Here is a 19,343-nt window from a genome sequence, read left to right on the forward strand (position 1 = left end):
TAATCACCTTGATATTTCATCTACAATATCGCTGCCGCACCTTAGGGATTCAAGCCAGCTTAAAAAAGACTTAGCCGATTCTTTTTTAAATACAGCTCCATGCTGGGGAGCTATCATGTTTATATCGTATTTCCTAACGCGGTTAACAAAATTCCTGCACACAGCATTTGATGCCATATAGCGCTTGTGAAATCCTTCCATTAAGGCAACATGAGCATTAAAATCTTCCACAAAAAGGTATGTTTTAGAGCCAAATACAGCTGCACCAACATCACCGCTAAATAGTATCTTGGAAGTTGGGTCATAGAGTGTATGCTGGCCTGGTGAGTGCATAAAGTGAGCTGGTATCACTTCAAATGAATCAATCCTACCGCCGTTGTCTTCAATTGGTATAATACGCGAAACATCAGTTATACCAAAATGTGGTAAAAACCTTACCCACAGCTTAGATATATAAACATTTGCGCTTGTAATGGAAAGCCACATAGCAATACCGCTTGATACATCTGGATCTTGATGTGTGTAAAATATATTTTTAATATCTGCTAAATCTATATACCTGCTTACATTTGCAACAACCTTTGGGAACACATGCACACCACCTGGATCAAGTAATGTGCCTTTGCCGTTTGATATAATCAAGTACTGATTAACCTGTATAAAACTGCCTTTAATGTCTGCTTCATCCCAACCAAGCCAGATAAACTTGTGACCTGATTCTTCAAATAACACTTCGCCGTTTGAGATATTTACCTGCTCGTTTGATAAATTAATATACCCCATACTCACACTCCTTTTAGTAGTTTTATCATTCTTTTTTCTAGCAAGTTTTTAATGCCATCAAGGCTCGTTTGTTGAATAGATACAATAGCATTTAAACTTGTATCTTCAAAGCGGGCTTTATCTGATGTTAGGTCTTCGCTTAAGCCTACAATGTATGACTTCTTTGTAGCAGGAAGCTCCCTTATATCGTTTATTGTATCTATTACATTGTGCAGGGATAAATCTAAAAATATTACGCTTGATGGGTGCGTATAGACAATACTCATACTATCGTGGTAGTATACATTGTAGTCTGAAAAATGCTCTTTTATAAAGCTCAAAGATTCCAATTTATTGCTTATTGCAATCACAAGGGCGTTTTTAGCAAACTCTTTTTGGTCTATTGTATGGGAAGCTATGTTAACAGATAGCTTTGAAGCTTGTTTTACAATTGAGACTACATCAAGTATCAATGCAACACTGCCATCTCCCATAATGGTTGCACCTGCAATGGATTTAACTTTGCCTAAATAGTTTCCAAGTGGCTTTATTACTACTTCTTCTTGGTTAACAAGCGCATCAACCACTAAGCCTAACTGCTTTTCTGCAGATGAGACAATAACAACATACATCTCATCTTTGCTTAGAGTTTTCTTATCTTTAGATATACCCAGTATATCCCCTAAATAGGCAAGAGGAACAATAGAGCCCCTTAGTCTTAGCACATCTTTGTTTTGGACATGCTCAATGTCTGATAGGCTAATCCTTACTGTTTCTATAACATTAGCCAAAGGTATGGCAAAAAGACTGCCTACAGTTTTTACAAGCAAAGACTGAATAATAGCAAGCGTTAGAGGTATCTTTATAATAATCTTTGTGTCTTCGTTTATTTTGGATTTTATGCTTATTATGCCGTTTAGCTTTTCTATGTTTGTTTTTACAACATCCATACCCACACCACGGCCAGAAAGGTTAGAAACTTGACTTGCAGTAGAAAATCCAGGCAGGAATACAAGGTTAAAGACATCATTTTCGCTCATCTGACTTGCTTCCTGCGGTGTAACTATAGAGTTTTCTATAGCTTTTTGCTTGATTTTTTCTTGATCCATACCTTTGCCGTCATCTTCTACGATTATTACTATGTGATTTCCTTCCTGCGATGCAGACAGCTTTAGCGTGCCAATTCTATTTTTGCCTTTTTGGATTCTTTCTGCTGGAGGTTCTATGCCGTGGTCTATGGCGTTTCTTATTAAATGAACAAAGGGTTCGTTTATTTCTTCTACGACGCTTTTGTCTAGTTCAGTTTCTGCACCTTCAATGACAAGGTTTACCTCTTTGTTTAAGTCTCTGCAAATGTCCCTTACTATCCTTGGGAATTTGTTAAATACTTTGCCTATTTCAACCATTCTAGTTTTCATTATAGCCATCTGCAGATCTGTTGTAACAAGCGTTATCTGGGATGAAATGTTAGATAGGCTGTCTGCTATTTCATCACTTTGATTTGTTTCTGATACTATGTTTGCAAGCCTTACCAGTCTGTTTTTTGCTAAAACAAGCTCTCCTGCTAAATCCATCAAGTCATCAAGCTTTTTAACATCAACCCTAATGGTTTGCTTTTCTAAGTCCTGTTTTGATTTGTCTTGGGGTTCTTGTGTAGGCTGTTTGGTGGCTATTGGACTTGTTTGCTTAGGTTTAGAGTCTTTAGCTGCAAAAGAGCTTTCAGCAGGTTTAGATGAAGAAGCGTTTTGCTTTGCCTTCCTTTTTTCTTCGTCTTCTTTCGTTCTTTGAGCTAAAAGCCTTTGGATTTCTGCATTGAGTTCTTCATCTGTTAGGTTGGTTTTTTTAGCAACAGGAGGCTCTTCTTGTTGTATTTCTTCTATCTGGAGTTTAACTATATCGCTTTCTGCTTCTATATTTGGTGCTGGTTCTTCTTTAGCTTCTTCTTGTGCTTGAGAGTTGTTTTCTTGAGCGCTAAGGAGCCTTTGTATTTCTTGTTCTATGTCTATGCTGTCTATGGCTTGATTTTGCTTTACCATATCTACCATTGTCTTTAGCTTATCAACGCTTAAGAGTATCGCATCCATGATAGAAGGCGTTAACTCTAGATCAAAGCGTCTAAGAGAATTTAACAAGTCTTCTAATTTGTGTGTAAGCTGTGTAATTTTATCAAAGCCTAAAAAGCTTGAAGAGCCTTTTATTGTGTGGAAGGCTCTAAATACCTTGTTTAGCAAATCAGCGTCTTTAGGAGACTTCTCAAGCGCCACTAAGTCTTCATCAAGACCTTCTAACAGCTCTGTGGTCTCTACAATAAAGTCCTGAAGTATCTCATCCATTTCATTAAAGCTGCTCATCTTCGTTCTCCTTGTTAACGGCAATATCGCCTAAATTAGCCAATGTTTGAGCCAAAGCATCCATCAAATTATTGACAGATTTTACAAGCTCGCCTAACTCATCATTGCTTTCATATGTTATACGCTTTGAAACATCGCCCATTATTATCGCATTGATTGTATTTGTAGCATCCAAAATGGGCCTTACTATTCTATTTGATGCCCACATGCTAAAAAATAGCGCTATTAAAATAGTAATAACACTAAAAAATGAAAAAATCCCAAGCATTAAAATTGTTTTAGAGTTAATCTGCTGATTAAGTTTGCCAACACCTTCTAATAAGCTGCTAATAGGTAATGTTAAACCTAAAGCCCAACCAGCTTGAGGCACTGAAGTATATCCAACATATTTTTCAACACCGCGAAATGTATAGTAAGATGTGCCGGTTTTTCCTTTCAATATATAGTTTGTCATTAAATATGCTAACTTTTCACCATTTTCTGGGTTAGTCAAATCTACATGGTCTTTTAATGTAATAAGAGGATGTTCTTTAACCTTTGGGTCAAACACCAAAACACCCTTTGCATCCGTCATCCATAAATACTTATCGCTCATTGGCTTAATTTGTGCACTTTGCAATATTGAAAATATTCCTATAGGATCTATTTCAAAAAGGATGTAGCTATCATCTTTAAAAGGAAACAAAAAAGCAAAATACGCATTTTTGTCTTTATTTAAGTAAAAATCAACAAAATAAGAGTTCTTTGAAAATTTCTTATACTCGTGCGATTTTAATCGAGTTATTGCACCATCAAATTTTACATCAGCTGGGTAAGCATACTGAACTGAAAAATTCTTATCCAAAACAGCTACGCCTTTTATATTTAAATCTTTATTCATTACAGTATAAATATTTGGTATATACTGTTTAGGGTCTTGCGCTTTTAGGAGAAAATTAACGGTAGAATCGCACATCTTTTCTTTGATGGTTAAATTAGCTTCTATAATTTTTGAATAACTTTTTACCTCGTCTTCTAAATAATGATTTGCTTGCGCTTCAAAAACATTTTTACTTGAGTTTATAAAAAAACTCCTTAAAGTAAGTAAATTATACAAAGAAATAATACTAAATAACACTGAAACTATAAGCATTATCGAAAAAGTATACGCTACGATTTTTGTTCTTATGCTTTTTTTAAACAACGCTTAGCCTCTCTATGCGCATCTTAGAGCGCTTTTCTATAGGTAAAATTAACTTTACCGTCGTTGTATTATTTTTAGAAATAACACGTAACCTTCCTCTATGAGCTTGCATTATGAGTTTTGATATAAATAAACCTAGACCAATATTTTTTGGTTTTGTAGAATAAAACGGCGTGAACAGCATGCCTAACCTTTCTTTATCAATGCCTCCACCATTATCTTCGATATTAATTAATACATTATTGCCTTCTTTTTGGCAATACATAAATATGTTTCCTTTTTCTTCAATCGATTCGTAAGCGTTTTTTAAAATCTCCTCTAAAACTAAACCAAAAAGTTTTTTGTCTATGTATAAATCCAAGCCACAGTCAAATTGATACCTATATTGAATAGGCTTTAATGTATTTTCCAATCGAAAATTTTCAAAAGCACTATGTAAAAAATCATTAATATTAACTTTTTCCAATTTTAAATCGGATACATTATTTATTATCTCAATATCAAGTACAATTTTCATAATTTTTGAAAACTCGCCTTGAATGTACTCTAGATAAGGTTCGATATCATTTTTCATATCATTTGGCAGTTTTTTTCTAATAAGATTTAGAAAACCGCTTATTGACATTATAGGGTTTCTAAGTACATGGGCAATGCCTTGAGAAATATATTTTAAATAATTGTAATTTAAGTTTCTCTGACTTAAACCAAGCTTGTTAAAACCAGAAAGTACTATTATTTCAAACACATAAGAATCACTGTTTTTAAAACCATTAATATAGCAAAATTGCACTTTTTTATTTTTGTCAAGCAGGCGTATAAAATTCTTATATAACCCTTCTTTGTTTAATATATCCATTAAATTATCAAAAAATACAACCCTATCGTCTGATTGGAATATACTTCTTATGTCGTCTTTTAATTTTACATCAAAATGCATTATTGCATTTTTGTTTGCATAAACTATACGCTTTTCTATATCAAATACTATTATACAGCTTTCCAATAAATCAAAAATCTCTACATTCACATAATAATCCAGCCTTCTAAAATTATCTAGGCAAAATATAACACAATTTTAACTATTTATCAAATACTCGTTCGAATATTTTGTCAATATTCCTTATAAAATAAGTATGCTCGAAACACTCATTCAATTCTTTATAACTTAAATATTTATTAATTGTTTCATCTTTCGAAAGTATTGTTTTGTAATCCAATCTATTATTCCACGATTCAAAAGCCTTACTTTGTGTAATCTTGTATGCAGTTTCCTTGTCGAGTCCTTTTTCTATGAGCTTTAGCATTACCCTTTGGGAGTATATAACACCTCTTGTCAAGTTTAGGTTTTCTAGCATTTTATCCTTATACACAACCAATTTTGTCAATATATCATTTAGCCTGTTTAGCATAAAATCTACTGCAATACTTGAATCTGGCAGTATTATACGCTCATTTGAAGAGTGACTAATATCGCGCTCATGCCATAGGGCAACATTTTCTAAAGCACACAGTGCATTTGACCTAACAAGTCTTGCAAGACCATCTAGGTTTTCACTTAACACTGGGTTTCTTTTGTGGGGCATACTTGATGAACCTTTTTGGCCACCATGAAAAAACTCTTCTGCCTCCTGCACCTCGGTTCTTTGGTAGTGTCTTATCTGTAAAGCAATTTTTTCGATAGTTGCCGCAATTATAGCTAGTGTTGTCATATACTGGGCATATCTATCCCTTTGTATAATTTGGTTTGATATAGGAGCAGGCCTTAATCCTAAAATTTCACACGCACGCTCTTCTACTTTAATATCAACATTTGCAAATGTCCCCATAGAACCAGAAATCTTACCGTATGAGATAGACTCTTTGGCTTGCTGCATCCTCTGTAGGTTTCTTTTCATTTCTTCATACCACAGAGCAATTACAAACCCAAATGTTATTGGCTCTGCGTGTATACCGTGAGAGCGACCAATCATAGGTGTATCTTTAAACTCAAAAGCGCGCTTTTTTAAAGTTTCAAGCAGTTGTTTTATATCTTCGATTATTATTTCAGATGATTGTTTTAAAAGTAATGCGTTTGCCGTATCTACAATATCAGACGAAGTAACACCATAATGCAAAAAACTACCTTCAAGGGGCGTCAAATATTCTCTTACATTTTCATTAAAAGCTACAATATCATGGCGTGTTACCTCTTCAATTTCTTCAATGCGATTTACATTAAACTTTGCTTCCTTTCTAACACTTTCTGTTATACCAGCAGGGATTGTGCCCATTACTTCGTTTGCCTGCATAATTGCAAGTTCTACTTCGAGCCATTTTTGATATTTATTCTCTTGCGTCCAAACATCACCCATAATTTTTCTTGTATAGCGCTCAATCATAATCACCTCACCTATAGATTTGATTTTTTATTTTAATATTAAGTAAAATCCCGATTGCAATAAAATTAGTTATAACAGCAGAACCACCATAACTTACAAAAGGCAAAGGCACACCAACAACAGGCAGCAAACCAATAGTCATGCCAATATTGAATATCATAGAAACAGATAACATTATAGTGACACCTATTACTACAATTTTTTCAAAAATTGAACTAGCGACATCTATAAATGACAAACACCTAAAAATAATAAACACATATAAACTAATTAGTACCACAGCACTTACAAACCCCCATTGCTCGCTAAAAGCAGCAAATATAAAATCTGTATGGTTTTCTGGTAAAAAGTTCAGCACGGTTTGTGTGGCTTTGGCTGCTGTTTTACCAAAAATACCCCCAGAGCCAACGGCGATTTCTGATTGTATAATGTGATAACCAAATGTATGTGGCGAAAGGTAGGGATTGATAAATGCAATAAGGCGTTCTTTTTGATAATTCTTTAATAAACTCCAAAAAAATGGGGCTGCAATAAGCAAAAAAATGATAGATTTAATCAAAAATGTTTTCTTTACGCCAACGCTTAATATTATGCCAAACCCAACGATAAGAATAATTAAGGCTGTGCCCAAATCTGGTTGCTTTATAATTAAAACGGCAGGGATTAAAATTAAAGCCAGTGGCAGGTACAAATCATTAAAATTATACTTAGAGCTTTTTATGTACTCATCAAAATACGCAGCCAAAACAAGAATAATTGCCAACTTCATAAACTCAGATGGCTGTATATTAAAAAAGCCTAACGAAATCCAGCGTTTTGCACCATGACCAACAAAACCTATAAAAAACACTACTATTAAGATAAATAATACAAAAATATAAAATACAAAAGCATAGGATTTAATTAGCTTTAAGTCCATATTTGCCACAAGCAAACATAAAAAAACCCCAAGTAATTCCCATAATATCTGTTTGTTATAAAATACCCGGCCTGCATCAGTGCTATAAATCAAAAAAACACTCAAAACCCCAAGTAAACACACAGCTATAAATAAATAATAATCAAAATATTTAAATTTTCTTCTATCTAATTGCAATAACATTTAAAATAAAATTTAGAAAAAACATTTTAGTCAAATACTGTTATGGAGTTTTTGCCAGATCGTTTTGACGAGTACAATGCAGCATCAACCCTTTCCATTATAGAATCTAGCGTATCATCCTTTCTCACACAAGTTAATCCAATAGAAAAAGTAACTTTAAACTCTTCATCTTTTTTCTTAAAAATAACCTTAGACATTTTATCTGTAAACTTTTCCGCCACTTTTTTTGCGCTATTTATATCCGTTTCTGGCATTAAAACAACAAATTCATCTCCGCCATAACGAACTGGTATGTCAGATGATCGAATATTTTTCTTTATCAAGTTACCTATTTGCCACAGTACATTATCTCCAATTTGATGTCCAAACTTGTCGTTTATGTCTTTAAAATCATCCACATCAATCATAAATAAGCTAAAAATACGACCGTAGCGCTCCATATAGTATAAATTTTCTTTTAACTTTATTTGCAAATATTCTCTTAAATATAAGCCGGTTAAACTATCACGGTAAACTTTTACTTTTACTTTTTCTAAAGATTCTCGCTCTAGGTCAATGTTTCTCATAGCTTTTTCTAAATTCATTTTTAAAGAAAGGTTTATTTTTTTAAGCTTTTCTATTTCTTCATATGCATTTGAAGCATCTTCTAAGTGTAGGTTTTCTTGAGCAATAAGAGTTTCGCTAATATTTTGACTTGCATTTGAGATTTCTTTTTTTACATTATCAACGATTCTTTCAATTCTTTCTTTTATTTGGTCTGTCAATTCATCTTCTTTGTATTCTTCATACAAGTATTTTTTTAAATCAGTTAAATTCAAACCATTTTGCGTTGCAGTTTCTATAAAAAGTTTGTAATAATTATAGGGGGTTAAGTTTACATTATTTTCTATTGCCTTGTTCAATGTTTGAGCGATAAGCTCTTCAATCACAAAAACCTCACGCTATCAGAAGTAATAATCCTTTGTATCCCATTTTGAGTCTCTACAAGCAAAAAACCATATTCATCTATGTCACTAGCCTTACCAATAATTTTTTTAGAATCACTAATAATTTCTACCTTTCTGCTAAGTGTTGTGTCGTATAATCTCCATAGCTTAATTATATTACTTTTTCGTTTATTTTCAATTAGTTTAATAAGTGCTTCTAAATATTGCACAATTTTGTCCAAAATGAACAACCTATCAGTGGTTTTTTTTGTAACCTCATATACACTTGTTGCATTGGTTTCTTCTGGTATATCAGCCCAATTTATATTTACACCAAAACCGATAATAATTTCGTCTATTGAAGATATATCGCTTTTTGCATCAACTAACACGCCCGCTATTTTTTTATCGCTTACAAGACAATCATTTGGCCATTTAATTTTGGCATCAATGCCAATTTGCTTTAGGGCTAGCACTATAGCAATGCAACCTGCAAACATTACAAATAAACCATCTTGTGGCATGAGATTTTTGGGCAAATAAATATAAGAAGCATATATATTTTCACCAAACGATAACCAGTGTCTGTTTTTGCGACCTCGACCTTGCGTTTGATTAAGTGCAACTATAAGCGATTTGTGAGCTAAATTTTTATTATTTTCTGAGATTTTTTTTGCCTCATCCATTGTAGAAGTAGTATTTTCAAAAAAAAATATATTTTCAACAGCCGTTGTATGCTTTAATTTTTCAATCTCGTAAAGGTTAAGTAAATCAGGTGGATTTTGAGTCAGTTTATAACCTACACCCCTTTTTGCTTCAATAATATAGCCTAACTTTTGTAATTTTTTGATATGTTGCCAAATGGCAATCCTTGATATTTGGGTTATTGAGCACAAATATTCACTACTAACAAAGTTACCTTTATTACTGTATAGAATTTCCAACATAATACGAGTGGTATTCATCTATTATCTATTGCGCAAAGCTTTGTTTAGTAATTTGATTGCGCAAAATTTACCACACATTGTGCATACATCATTTTCTTTCGGCAAAGAAGACTGTCTTTGTGCTTTCACATATTCTGGGTCAATAGACAACTCCATCATTTTGTTCCAATTAAGGTCTTTCCTTGCCTTTGACATTTCTATATCCCAATCAATTGCGCCTGGAATCTTTTTTGCAATATCTGCTGCATGAGCTGCTATACGCGTTACTATGACGCCTTCCCTTACATCTTCTGGGTTTGGCAGTCTCACATGCTCGGCTTTTGTCACATAGCACAGCATATCTGCGCCATATGAAGCCATAAGCGCACCACCAATAGCGCTTGTTATATGGTCATAGCCTGGTGCAATATCTGTAACAACTGGACCTAACACATAAAACGGTGCATTTTCGCACACAGCTTCTTCGATTTTTGCATTTGTAATAATCTGATCAATGGGTACATGGCCTGGACCTTCTATCATAGACTGCACGCCCACACTTAAAGCCTTCTTGTGCAATTCTCCTAAAATAATTAACTCTTCAATTTGCGATCTATCTGTGGCATCAGCTATGGCACCTGGTCTGAAGCCATCACCTAAAGATATCGTAACATCATATTTTTTGATAATTTCAAGTACATCGTCAAAATACTCATAAAGCGGGTTTTCTTTCTCGTGATAAAGCATCCAAACAGCTAAGAAAGAACCGCCTCTTGAGACTATATCTTCTATCCTTCTCTGTTTGATTAATCTTTCGAGCGAGCTTTGAGTTACTCCGCAGTGCAGTGTCATGTAATCAATCCCATCTTGAGCCTGTTTTTCTATGGTCTTTAATAAATAATCCTTTGTTAAATTTATGATGGAACCTTCCCTTGTTGCAACTTCAACCGCAGCTTGATATATTGGAACATTTCCAACCACGATAGTTGACTCTTCTAAGATTTTTCTTCTAAAAAAATCCAGGTCACCACCTGTTGACAGATCCATAATTGAATCAGCTTTGGCCTCAATTGCCGCTTTTACTTTTAGTAATTCTGCATTTATATCAACTATATCACTTGAAGTGCCAATGTTGGCATTTACTTTCGTTTTTAAGCCTTTACCTACACCCATTGCTTCAATTTGATGATTTATGTTTTTTGGTATTACCATTGTTCCTTTTATTAAACCTTCCATTATAAATTCTTCGCTTCTTTTTTCTTTGGCTGCAACTTCTTTAATTTGTTTTGTAGCAATGCCTTTTTGGGCATACTCAATTTGCGTCATAACACCCCCTTAAATTAATTGTATTATTACATTAATTATCAAATTTATCAAGTGGTATAAGAGATATGTAATAAAAGGCTTTTAATTTGGTGCCGGGGGCGGGACTTGAACCCGCACGAGGTAACCCTCACTACCCCCTCAAAGTAGCGTGTCTACCAGTTCCACCACCTCGGCGCTTATTTTATGTTTTATAATATAGTCTGTTATTTTTGTCAAGTAAGTTAAAATTTACTTTTATAAAAAATTTTTTTATGCTATACTTTTTTTATGCGGGTTTTGTTTTTTTTGGCTTTTTTGTTGCTTCCTATAATTAGCAAAGCTGCTAATTTTAACGATTGTTTATCTTGCCATAAAGGCATTGAACAAATGCCACCACCACACAACTTTAGCTGTCAATCATGCCATGTATTGCCCAAGGATAGAAATAAGCCACTTACATCACACAACATGATTATAAAAAACCCATCGGCACCTAAATATTGGAATACTTTTTGTTACAAATGCCACGCAAAGCAGATTGATGATGTAGAGCACTCACTGCATTATACAGCCTACGGTGAAATAAACAAAACGCTTTTAACGCTGCTTCACAAAAAAACAAGCTACACAGTCCAAGACCTGCCATCAAAAGGCAAAAACACACTTGAGACACTATCTTTTCAGTTCCTAAGGGAAAATTGTCTTAAATGCCACATATCAACTGAAGGCGAAAAGGGCACTGGTTTATACAGACCTTCTGGGTGTGCTGCCTGCCACATGCCTTTATCAAAAGACGGCATATACCTTGGAAAAGACAAAGCTATGCATGGCAAACCCTCAAATATAGCTTACCACAGTTTTATAAAACCTCAAATGCAAAACTGTTTATCCTGCCACAACAAACAATACGTAGGCACTGATTACTTGGGTATGTTCCCAAAAGAGTTTGGCGAAACATACAGAACCCCAATAAACAAAGAAGGTAATTTTCCTCCTGTGATATACGGCATTGATTACAATTATTTAGCAAAAGATGTACACTACAAAGCAGGTATGACATGTATGTCATGCCACACAAAACAAGAAGTTATGGGAAATGGTAAATTTTATCACAATGAAACGCAAAGCTTGCAGGTAAGTTGTCAAACATGCCATGGTGGATATCATACAAAACCTACCAGGTATTTTAAAAACATAAAACTTTTTAACCCAAACATACCTGGCCACAAATATCACGAAAATGTCTCTTGCAGTGCCTGTCATGCACAATGGACTATATACGATTTTGGCTTTTATGCCCTTAAAGACGATACAAAAGACTACACCAAATGGTCTGCTTTTACACTTACCGGTAACCCACAAGCGGATAAGTTTTTATCTAATGCTATAGGTCTTATGGAAGAAGGTAAAATCCCGCCGCCTCCCATGCAGGAAGATTTTCTTACTGGTAAATTAGTGCCAGGACTTTGGCATATTGGATATTTATTCACAAGATGGGAATATGTAATACTAGGTAAAATGGGTAGCAAATATGTAATATTGCGCCCAATGTATCAGTATTACTTTAGCTATAAAAACGCGCAAGGCAAAGTTATTGTAAATAATAAATTTATGGGTGCAGACTGGGAACCATACTTTCCTCATACGATTGGCAAAGCACGAAGCTGTTTATTTTGCCATGGAAATAAAACCGTAGCAGGCGATGGCTTTTATCCGTTAAAAGACAATTATGCAACAAACCTTATGAGACCAACAACATGCGCACAGAGCAATGTTAGGGTATTAAACAATAAAGAAAAAGAAAACCTCATAAATTACACGCCTTTATTCAAAAAAGAATATTTGAGACACCTAAATTATTATAAAAAATGATTATCTTTCGTAAAATAAATTAGACGGGATAGTTGTATATGATTTAATCTCGTTCTTGTCGTTTTGGTATATAGTGTAGCAGTAAATGCCAACTTGCGTCAAAAAATCCAGCAAGTATTTATCGTTATTGTTAAGCTCCCGCTTAATGGCCTTATCTATAACAAAAATTATGTATATAGAGTGCCTAAATTTTACATCTGCAATATACATAAATGTTTGACCAATAGCGCTAACCCATGCGGATTGGTCTTTTTGTGTATTTACTTCAAGCTCAATAAATATTGAGTTTTTGGGATCGTAAAAGTCAGCTTGCCAAAATTTATAGCTTTTTGATGTAAGAGACTTAAGTGTTGTCATGGTAGGAATATTTTTGTCTTGAAGCAACATATTGTATTTTTGAGCAACTTTTTTAAACTCATCTTTTATGTCTTGTATTTTTGTCTGAGAATCCTTATTAAAAAAACTATATAAATTAGAAAACCTTACCTGATAATTAAAATAAGCATTAAAAACATCCACAATAGGATACGAATTAAACATCGATCACCTTTTTATACATTTAACTGGAAGTTTACAAATTATTTTCAATTTTGCAAGAAAAAAACTAAATACCATAAAAAAAATGCATCAATTCTTTCCCAAAAAAGATATAAGAAAAGGCACTGAGTGCTAAAAAAGGCCCAAATGGTATTTTAGCTTTAAAATTTTTACCAAATAAAAAAACCAATAAAATTCCTGCGATGGAACCTGTAAGCGATGCAACAAAAACAGTGTACAATACACCTACCCAGCTAGTCCATACACCCACTGTACCAAGCAATTTTACATCACCAAAACCTAGTGCTTCCTGTTTTAACAATTTTGAAAATATAACTGCCAAAGCATAAAACAACACAAAACCAAACACACCCCCAATTAAGCTTTCGATAATTGCGCCATTGTATATTGCAAACAAAAACCCAAATATTAGCAATAATACATTTATAACATCGGGTATAATAAACAATTCTAAATCTATAAAACTTAAAGTTAACAAACAATACCCAAAAATGGCCCAAAAAACACTTTGCAAAGCAAAACCAAACTTTAGAAAAACACACAAGGCGATTAGTCCACCAAATAACTCCACAATTGGATGCTTTATAGGTATATTTGATTTGCAATTGCGGCATTTACCTTTTAAAAAAATGTAGCTTAAAATAGGAATATTATCGTACCATTTAATCCGAGTTTTGCAAATGGGACAGCTAGATGGAGGAGTTATAATAGAAAGACCGCGCGGGATCCTATAAATACAAACATTTAGAAAACTACCAAATATTATACCTATTATAAAAACAAATAAATAGATCAATCTTCGTCCTCTTTTTTTGGTTTTTGAGCAATATAGACAACACCAATACTAACCACATATAACAAAATCATAGGTATAGCCATCAAAAATTGAGATAATACATCTGGTGGGGCAAGCACTGCAGCTACTATAAAAGCGCCAAGTATCGCATAATCCCATTTTTTTATTAGCCATTTTGCGTTAATTACATCGGCTTTTGCTAAAATATAGCTAACAACGGGCATCTCAAAAATTAACCCAAACGCAAAACAAATCCTTAAAAAAAACGACACATATTGCTTAATGCTAGGCATAGCAGACATTTCCTTCCCACCATAATTAACTAAAAACTTTAAACCAATTGGTAGTATAACTTTATAAGCAAAAACACAGCCTATCAAAAAAAACACAGTGGCAAAAAAAATAAATGGCAAAACAATCTTTTTTTCCTTTTTTGTTAAACCTGGATGCACAAACATCCATATATGATAAAAAATATACGGCAAACCAAAAAGCACAGCAGCATACAAAGAAACTTCCATCCTAACCCAAAAAGCTTCCGTTATACCTGTAAAAATCACATGGCTTGTAGGAGGCAAAACCTTTATAAGTGGCTTTAGTATGAACTGCAGTATACGAAGTGAAAAGTGAAATGTTATAAGAGCTAATATACCAAGAACAATTGTTACATAAATAATCCTTAGCCTGAGCTCTTCTAAGTGCTCAAGCAAAGTCATGTTATTTGGGTTTTTCTTCATCTGATTGTGTTTTTTTGGGCTCTTGTTCTTTCTTGGCTTCTTCTATTAAACTTTTCCATTCGTTTTTAATCTTTTCTGCTGGATTTATATCTTTGATATCTTTGATATTTTTGATATTTTTGAAACTTGTCATATTTTTTAGATCTCTTATTTTTTTGAAATCTTCTACATACTCGTTATCTATATCTATGTTTTGTTTTATATCGCTTTTTGCTTGCTCGTAAGCCTTAATAAAGGCTTTGTAAAATTTGGCAAATTCCCTTGCTAGCTCAGGCAAACGCCTTGGCCCTACAATAACAATTAATATAAACAATATTACAAGTAATTCGCCATCGGATATACCAAACATTTTAATGAAGATTTAGCCTGCAAAAACAGGCGAATCTTAACTACTTATATTACTTTTTCAACTTTACCAGATTTTAAACATGTTGTGCAAACAATCATCTTTTTTGGTTTGCCATTTTGCAAAACTTTAACCTTTTGAAGATTTGGGTACCATACTTTTTTGGTTTTTCTGTTAGAGTGGCTAACATTGTTTCCAACATGAACGCTTTTTCCACAAATTTCGCACTTCCTTGACATTTCACAACCTCCTTAAGACAAATACACTATAAACAATATGCTACAATTTTTCAAGTTCTTCTTTTTCAATGACCTCTTTATAATCGCAATTTGGGTTTGCGCATTTTAGTGTATCCTTTAAAACCTTAAACAGTCCATAACCACATTTTGGGCATTTTTTATTAATAATATTACCTTTGATAGTGAATTTACAAGTAGGATAATTGCTACAACCGTAAAATTTTCCGCGTTTTGAAGATTTCTCAACTAAATCTCCACCACACAAAGGACACTTCAATCCGGTAGGATACGGGATTGTGTTTTTACAATTAGGGTAGTTTGAGCATGCAAGAAACTTAGAACCTTTTTTTGAATGCTTAACAACCATTTTTGAACCACATTTATCGCAAATTATGTCGACTGTTTCTTCGTTTAATGACTTTGTGTTTTTACACTTGGGATAATTTGAGCATGCAAGAAACCTGCCAAAGCGACCTTGTCTTATAACCATTGGTGAGCCGCAAAGTTCACATACCTTATTGGTAGGTTCATCTTTGGGCTTTATGCTATCCATTTCTTGATAAGCTTTGTCAAGCATCAAGCGAAATTTTTCATAAAAATTTTCTAACAATTTAGTCTTATCTACCTTGTTTTTGGCTACGTTATCTAAGTCTTCCTCAAGTTTTGCTGTAAAATCTACATTTATAATATCTTTAAAGAAATTATCCAATGATTTTGAAACTATCACTCCAATCTCTGTTGGGTAAAATTTTTTATCATTTAGGACTACATACTCTCTTTCTAAAATTGTATCAATTATAGTAGCATATGTAGAAGGCCTGCCAATACCGTATGATTCAAGTGTTTTTATAAGACTTGCTTCTGTATACCTTGGTGGTGGTTCGGTAAAATGCTGTTTTTCTACCACATCTTTGAGCTTAACACTGTCGTTTTGCTTAAAATTCGGTGCTTTTTGGAAATCATTGTCCGATAAATCCCAGATTTTTAAGTAACCATCAAAAACAAGTTCATTGAAGTTTGCTTTTGATTTAAAACGGTTGGAAGAAAAAATTATACTAATTGTATTTATTTTTGCGCTTGCAGCTTGACTTGCCATAAATTTTTTCCAAATTAGGCTGTATAGTTTGTACTCATCATCGCTTAAGTGTTCCTTTGCCATATCTGGCAATAAAGATGGCTTTGTAGGTCTTATGGCTTCGTGCGCTTCTTGAGCTGTTTTTGATTTGGTTTTGTAAATGTTTTGTTGTTTTGGCGCATACGAGTGTCCATAAAATTTTTTAATGATATCTAAAGCTTCCTCTTGCGCTTGGCTTGCCACATTTAGTGAATCGGTTCTCATGTATGTGATAAGGCCCATGCGTTCTTTTTGTAAACTCACACCCTCATAGAGCTTTTGAGCTATTTTCATAGTCTTTTTTGGAGGAAACCCTAAAATCGTGGAAGCTTCTTGCTGCAGAGTGCTTGTGATGTATGGTGGCTTTGGTTTTCTTACAACTGTTTTTTTTGTTATACTTTCTACGATAAATTGCTCTTTTTCAATTTGAGTTTTTATATCCTTTGCTAAAGCAGCATTATTGATGTAAAATTTATCTAATTCAACATTGTCTATGCTGATTAAAATAGATTCAACCTGATTGTTCTTATCTGAAAAAACCAAATGCAGCGTCCAGTATTCTTTTTTTACAAAATTTTTTATTTCTTCTTCTCTTTCTACAGCCAGTTTCAATGCGACAGATTGCACCCTTCCAGCAGAAAGCCCACGTCTTATTTTTTTTGCCAAGAGCGGAGATAGTTTGTAACCAACAATTCTATCTAAAATTCGCCTTGACTCTTGAGAATATACCATCAGAAGGTCAATGTTTCGTGGGTTTTTTAAGGCATTTAAAATTGCTTCTTTTGTAATTTCGTGAAAAACAATGCGCTCAACCTTATCTTTCGGGATTTTGCCAGCTTCAACAATATGATAACCAATAGCTTCACCTTCTCTATCTTCATCTGTAGCTATGTAAACTTTATTTGACTGTTCGCTTAGTGTTTTAATTTTTTCAACAATAGGCTTTTTGTCTTTTAAAATTGTATACTTTGGTTTAAAACTATGTTCAATATCAACGCCAAAATTATTCTTTGGCAAATCCCTAATATGCCCATAAGAGGCCATGACTTCATAACCTTTACCCAAGAAGCGCGATATGGTTTTAGCTTTTGCTGGCGATTCTACTATAACTAAGTTCATAACTTTCGCACCCTATCAAAATCGAGTCTTTTAATAACGCCTTTAACTTCCAAATCAAACATTATAGATACTACCTCGTCTATTGAAAAATTTATCTTTTCAGCAATCTCATCCAAACTCATCTCACCTTCTAAGACATCTAAAATACAGGCTTCTTTATCTGTTAAAACTAATTCTTTTTGATTGTTACTTTCTTTGTTTAGCACTTTTTTTATTTCTTTGTAAAAATAAAAAATTATATCTGAAGGCTCCTGCGTAAAATATGCTCCATCTTTTATAAGCTGATTTGTCCCATAACTTCTTTTAGAAAAAATTTCACCTGGTATAGAAAATACTGGTTTTGACTGTGTTAACGCATACTTAGCACTAATTAATGAGCCGCTTTTTATATCAGCTTCAACTACCAACAAACCTTCGCTTAAACCTGTAATTATTCTGTTTCTTCTTGGAAAATTGTACGCACTAGGCGGAGTTGAAATTGCAAACTCGCTGATTATAGCACCATTTTGAATCATTAACTCAAATAGAGCCCGATTTTCTCTTGGATAGACTATATCTATACCACAGCCTAACACGCCAACACTATAGCCGCCATTCTGAAGGCAACTTCTGTGCGCAATGCTATCGATACCTCGAGCTAAACCACTCACAATAGAAAAATTAGCCAAAGCAAGCTCTTTTGAAAACAATTGGGCGCATTTTTCGCCATAGCCAGAAGGATACCTTGTACCAACTATGGAAAAAAACAATTTCGAAGGATCAAAATGACCTTTTGCAAATAAAACAATTGGTGGATAATCTATATTTTTTAAATTTTTTGGGTAATTTTCATCAAAATAGCCAATTATAGTAATACCGTTTTTTTCAATATAGGCTAAATCAGCGTCTATTTTTTTTGGATCAATTTTTATGTTACTTTTCTTGTACAATTCTTCTACGCATGAAAAATTTTTTAAATCTTTTACCATAATATTTGAGTTTGAAAGTGCAGCTAAAATCTCACTTCTTTGCAACAAGCAACCTCACAAGACCCCTATAGTAATAATATTCATAAAAACCGCTAAAGCCGACACTTCTTAATATTTCTTTAATTGGAATGTTTATAAAATCAACAGCCAAAGGACACTCAAAATGGTCAAATAGTTTTTTAAACAATAGTGGTTTATTGTAATAATCAAATTCATTGTAATCTAGTATGCAAAACTCACCATTTTGTTTTAAGTTGGCGTAAGCGCTGTTTATTATTTTCTCTCTATCTTTTGGCTCAAAACCATGCAACACAAACGATATAAACACTTTATCTACTAAAAAAGGCGTCTTTTTTCTGATATCGTGTTTAAATATTTTTACATTTTTATAATATTTGCATTTTTTGTAGGCTCTATAAAGCATTGTTTTTCCAATATCTAAACCAATAATCTGCCCTTTTGTGTGGGTTAAAAAATTGCAAAGTGCCATAGCAGAACCACAACCAAAATCCAAAATTGACTGATTTTGTCTTATATTCATATCATTTATAACTTGAGTGAGAAATTTTTTATATGTAAAACCACTAACTAAGCTAATAAGCTCATCGTAAAATAGCGCTTCTAGCCCTTTTACCTCAACTTTACTTAAACTTTTCATAAG

Annotated in this window: 18 protein-coding genes and 1 tRNA gene; 1 reads left to right on the forward strand and 18 read right to left on the reverse strand. The window is 33.5% G+C overall.

The genetic code is table 11. The features are described from left to right. Positions 1 to 3: 3 nt before the first annotated feature. From DESAMIL20_RS06805 to DESAMIL20_RS06850, 10 genes are all read right to left on the reverse strand, one after another. Positions 4 to 783 (reverse strand): oxygen-binding di-iron domain-containing protein, encoded by a 780-nt coding sequence (locus tag DESAMIL20_RS06805; RefSeq protein ID WP_086034053.1) that lies wholly within the window; start codon positions 781 to 783, stop codon positions 4 to 6. A 2-nt stretch (positions 784 to 785) separates the two neighbouring features. Further along, positions 786 to 3,113 (reverse strand): chemotaxis protein CheA, encoded by a 2,328-nt coding sequence (locus tag DESAMIL20_RS06810; protein ID WP_086034054.1) that lies wholly within the window; start codon positions 3,111 to 3,113, stop codon positions 786 to 788. Then, positions 3,100 to 4,296, reverse strand: coding sequence for a HAMP domain-containing protein (locus DESAMIL20_RS06815; protein WP_086034055.1), 1,197 nt, complete (start codon positions 4,294 to 4,296; stop codon positions 3,100 to 3,102). The genes DESAMIL20_RS06810 and DESAMIL20_RS06815 overlap by 14 nt, the downstream gene beginning before the upstream one ends. Further along, complete coding sequence (locus tag DESAMIL20_RS06820; protein ID WP_086034056.1) at positions 4,289 to 5,323, reverse strand: sensor histidine kinase; 1,035 nt, start codon at positions 5,321 to 5,323, stop codon at positions 4,289 to 4,291. Before DESAMIL20_RS06820 ends, DESAMIL20_RS06815 begins: the two co-directional genes overlap by 8 nt. 52 nt (positions 5,324 to 5,375) lie before the next feature. After that, positions 5,376 to 6,674, reverse strand: coding sequence for an adenylosuccinate lyase (purB, locus tag DESAMIL20_RS06825; protein ID WP_086034057.1), 1,299 nt, complete (start codon positions 6,672 to 6,674; stop codon positions 5,376 to 5,378). A 7-nt stretch (positions 6,675 to 6,681) separates the two neighbouring features. Further along, a complete protein-coding gene (gene rodA / locus DESAMIL20_RS06830) occupies positions 6,682 to 7,776 on the reverse strand; it encodes a rod shape-determining protein RodA (RefSeq protein WP_086034058.1) in 1,095 nt (364 codons plus the stop codon). Positions 7,777 to 7,802: 26 nt separating this feature from the next. Further along, positions 7,803 to 8,705 (reverse strand): diguanylate cyclase, encoded by a 903-nt coding sequence (locus DESAMIL20_RS06835; RefSeq protein ID WP_086034059.1) that lies wholly within the window; start codon positions 8,703 to 8,705, stop codon positions 7,803 to 7,805. Next, positions 8,702 to 9,649 (reverse strand): biotin--[acetyl-CoA-carboxylase] ligase, encoded by a 948-nt coding sequence (locus DESAMIL20_RS06840; RefSeq protein WP_158090547.1) that lies wholly within the window; start codon positions 9,647 to 9,649, stop codon positions 8,702 to 8,704. The genes DESAMIL20_RS06835 and DESAMIL20_RS06840 overlap by 4 nt, the downstream gene beginning before the upstream one ends. Positions 9,650 to 9,670: 21 nt before the next feature. Next, positions 9,671 to 10,954: a phosphomethylpyrimidine synthase ThiC gene (thiC, locus tag DESAMIL20_RS06845; protein WP_086034061.1), complete on the reverse strand. Its 1,284-nt coding sequence runs from the start codon at positions 10,952 to 10,954 to the stop codon at positions 9,671 to 9,673. A gap of 87 nt (positions 10,955 to 11,041) precedes the next feature. Continuing rightward, positions 11,042 to 11,128: transfer RNA gene (locus DESAMIL20_RS06850), tRNA-Leu, on the reverse strand. A 93-nt stretch (positions 11,129 to 11,221) separates the two neighbouring features. Between DESAMIL20_RS06850 and DESAMIL20_RS06855 the strand changes: the two genes are divergently transcribed. Beyond that, the gene (locus tag DESAMIL20_RS06855) at positions 11,222 to 12,805 is read left to right on the forward strand and encodes a cytochrome c3 family protein (protein WP_086034062.1); all 1,584 of its coding nucleotides are present in this window, start codon (positions 11,222 to 11,224) and stop codon (positions 12,803 to 12,805) included. Here the strand turns inward: DESAMIL20_RS06855 and DESAMIL20_RS06860 are convergent, their stop codons facing one another. The 8 genes from DESAMIL20_RS06860 to DESAMIL20_RS06895 all read right to left on the reverse strand — a co-directional run bounded on the left by DESAMIL20_RS06860 (position 12,806) and on the right by DESAMIL20_RS06895 (position 19,340). Next, positions 12,806 to 13,345 carry a hypothetical protein gene (locus DESAMIL20_RS06860; RefSeq protein WP_086034063.1) on the reverse strand — a complete coding sequence of 180 codons (540 nt, stop codon included), beginning with the start codon at positions 13,343 to 13,345 and terminating at the stop codon, positions 12,806 to 12,808. A gap of 64 nt (positions 13,346 to 13,409) precedes the next feature. Then, positions 13,410 to 14,159, reverse strand: coding sequence for a prepilin peptidase (locus DESAMIL20_RS06865; RefSeq protein WP_086034064.1), 750 nt, complete (start codon positions 14,157 to 14,159; stop codon positions 13,410 to 13,412). Continuing rightward, positions 14,156 to 14,896 carry a twin-arginine translocase subunit TatC gene (gene tatC, locus DESAMIL20_RS06870; RefSeq protein WP_086034065.1) on the reverse strand — a complete coding sequence of 247 codons (741 nt, stop codon included), beginning with the start codon at positions 14,894 to 14,896 and terminating at the stop codon, positions 14,156 to 14,158. Before tatC ends, DESAMIL20_RS06865 begins: the two co-directional genes overlap by 4 nt. Further along, entirely contained in the window at positions 14,877 to 15,245 is a 369-nt protein-coding gene (locus DESAMIL20_RS06875) for a twin-arginine translocase TatA/TatE family subunit (RefSeq protein ID WP_086034066.1), read from the reverse strand. The genes tatC and DESAMIL20_RS06875 overlap by 20 nt, the downstream gene beginning before the upstream one ends. A gap of 44 nt (positions 15,246 to 15,289) precedes the next feature. Then, the gene (gene rpmB / locus DESAMIL20_RS06880) at positions 15,290 to 15,481 is read right to left on the reverse strand and encodes a 50S ribosomal protein L28 (protein ID WP_086034067.1); all 192 of its coding nucleotides are present in this window, start codon (positions 15,479 to 15,481) and stop codon (positions 15,290 to 15,292) included. Between the two features lie 40 nt (positions 15,482 to 15,521). Next, positions 15,522 to 17,714, reverse strand: coding sequence for a type I DNA topoisomerase (gene topA, locus DESAMIL20_RS06885; protein WP_086034068.1), 2,193 nt, complete (start codon positions 17,712 to 17,714; stop codon positions 15,522 to 15,524). Further along, positions 17,711 to 18,730, reverse strand: coding sequence for a DNA-processing protein DprA (dprA, locus tag DESAMIL20_RS06890; RefSeq protein ID WP_086034069.1), 1,020 nt, complete (start codon positions 18,728 to 18,730; stop codon positions 17,711 to 17,713). The genes topA and dprA overlap by 4 nt, the downstream gene beginning before the upstream one ends. Next, on the reverse strand, positions 18,714 to 19,340 hold the full coding sequence (locus DESAMIL20_RS06895; protein ID WP_086034070.1) for a class I SAM-dependent methyltransferase: 627 nt from the start codon (positions 19,338 to 19,340) through the stop codon (positions 18,714 to 18,716). The genes dprA and DESAMIL20_RS06895 overlap by 17 nt, the downstream gene beginning before the upstream one ends. Between the last annotated feature and the right edge of the window lie 3 nt (positions 19,341 to 19,343).

The organism is Desulfurella amilsii, assembly GCF_002119425.1.
GTDB lineage: Bacteria > Campylobacterota_A > Desulfurellia > Desulfurellales > Desulfurellaceae > Desulfurella > Desulfurella amilsii.

Bases quoted from the DNA above. Each gene is read 5' to 3' on its own strand.
- DESAMIL20_RS06805 (WP_086034053.1), bottom strand. From the start codon at position 783: ATGGGGTATATTAATTTATCAAACGAGCAGGTAAATATCTCAAACGGC.
- DESAMIL20_RS06810 (WP_086034054.1), bottom strand. From the start codon at position 3,113: ATGAGCAGCTTTAATGAAATGGATGAGATACTTCAGGACTTTATTGTA.
- purB (WP_086034057.1), bottom strand. From the start codon at position 6,674: ATGATTGAGCGCTATACAAGAAAAATTATGGGTGATGTTTGGACGCAA.
- rodA (WP_086034058.1), bottom strand. From the start codon at position 7,776: ATGTTATTGCAATTAGATAGAAGAAAATTTAAATATTTTGATTATTAT.
- DESAMIL20_RS06840 (WP_158090547.1), bottom strand. From the start codon at position 9,649: ATGTTGGAAATTCTATACAGTAATAAAGGTAACTTTGTTAGTAGTGAA.
- thiC (WP_086034061.1), bottom strand. From the start codon at position 10,954: ATGACGCAAATTGAGTATGCCCAAAAAGGCATTGCTACAAAACAAATT.
- DESAMIL20_RS06855 (WP_086034062.1), top strand. From the start codon at position 11,222: ATGCGGGTTTTGTTTTTTTTGGCTTTTTTGTTGCTTCCTATAATTAGC.
- DESAMIL20_RS06860 (WP_086034063.1), bottom strand. From the start codon at position 13,345: ATGTTTAATTCGTATCCTATTGTGGATGTTTTTAATGCTTATTTTAAT.
- tatC (WP_086034065.1), bottom strand. From the start codon at position 14,896: ATGAAGAAAAACCCAAATAACATGACTTTGCTTGAGCACTTAGAAGAG.
- DESAMIL20_RS06875 (WP_086034066.1), bottom strand. From the start codon at position 15,245: ATGTTTGGTATATCCGATGGCGAATTACTTGTAATATTGTTTATATTA.
- rpmB (WP_086034067.1), bottom strand. From the start codon at position 15,481: ATGTCAAGGAAGTGCGAAATTTGTGGAAAAAGCGTTCATGTTGGAAAC.
- topA (WP_086034068.1), bottom strand. From the start codon at position 17,714: ATGAACTTAGTTATAGTAGAATCGCCAGCAAAAGCTAAAACCATATCG.
- DESAMIL20_RS06895 (WP_086034070.1), bottom strand. From the start codon at position 19,340: ATGAAAAGTTTAAGTAAAGTTGAGGTAAAAGGGCTAGAAGCGCTATTT.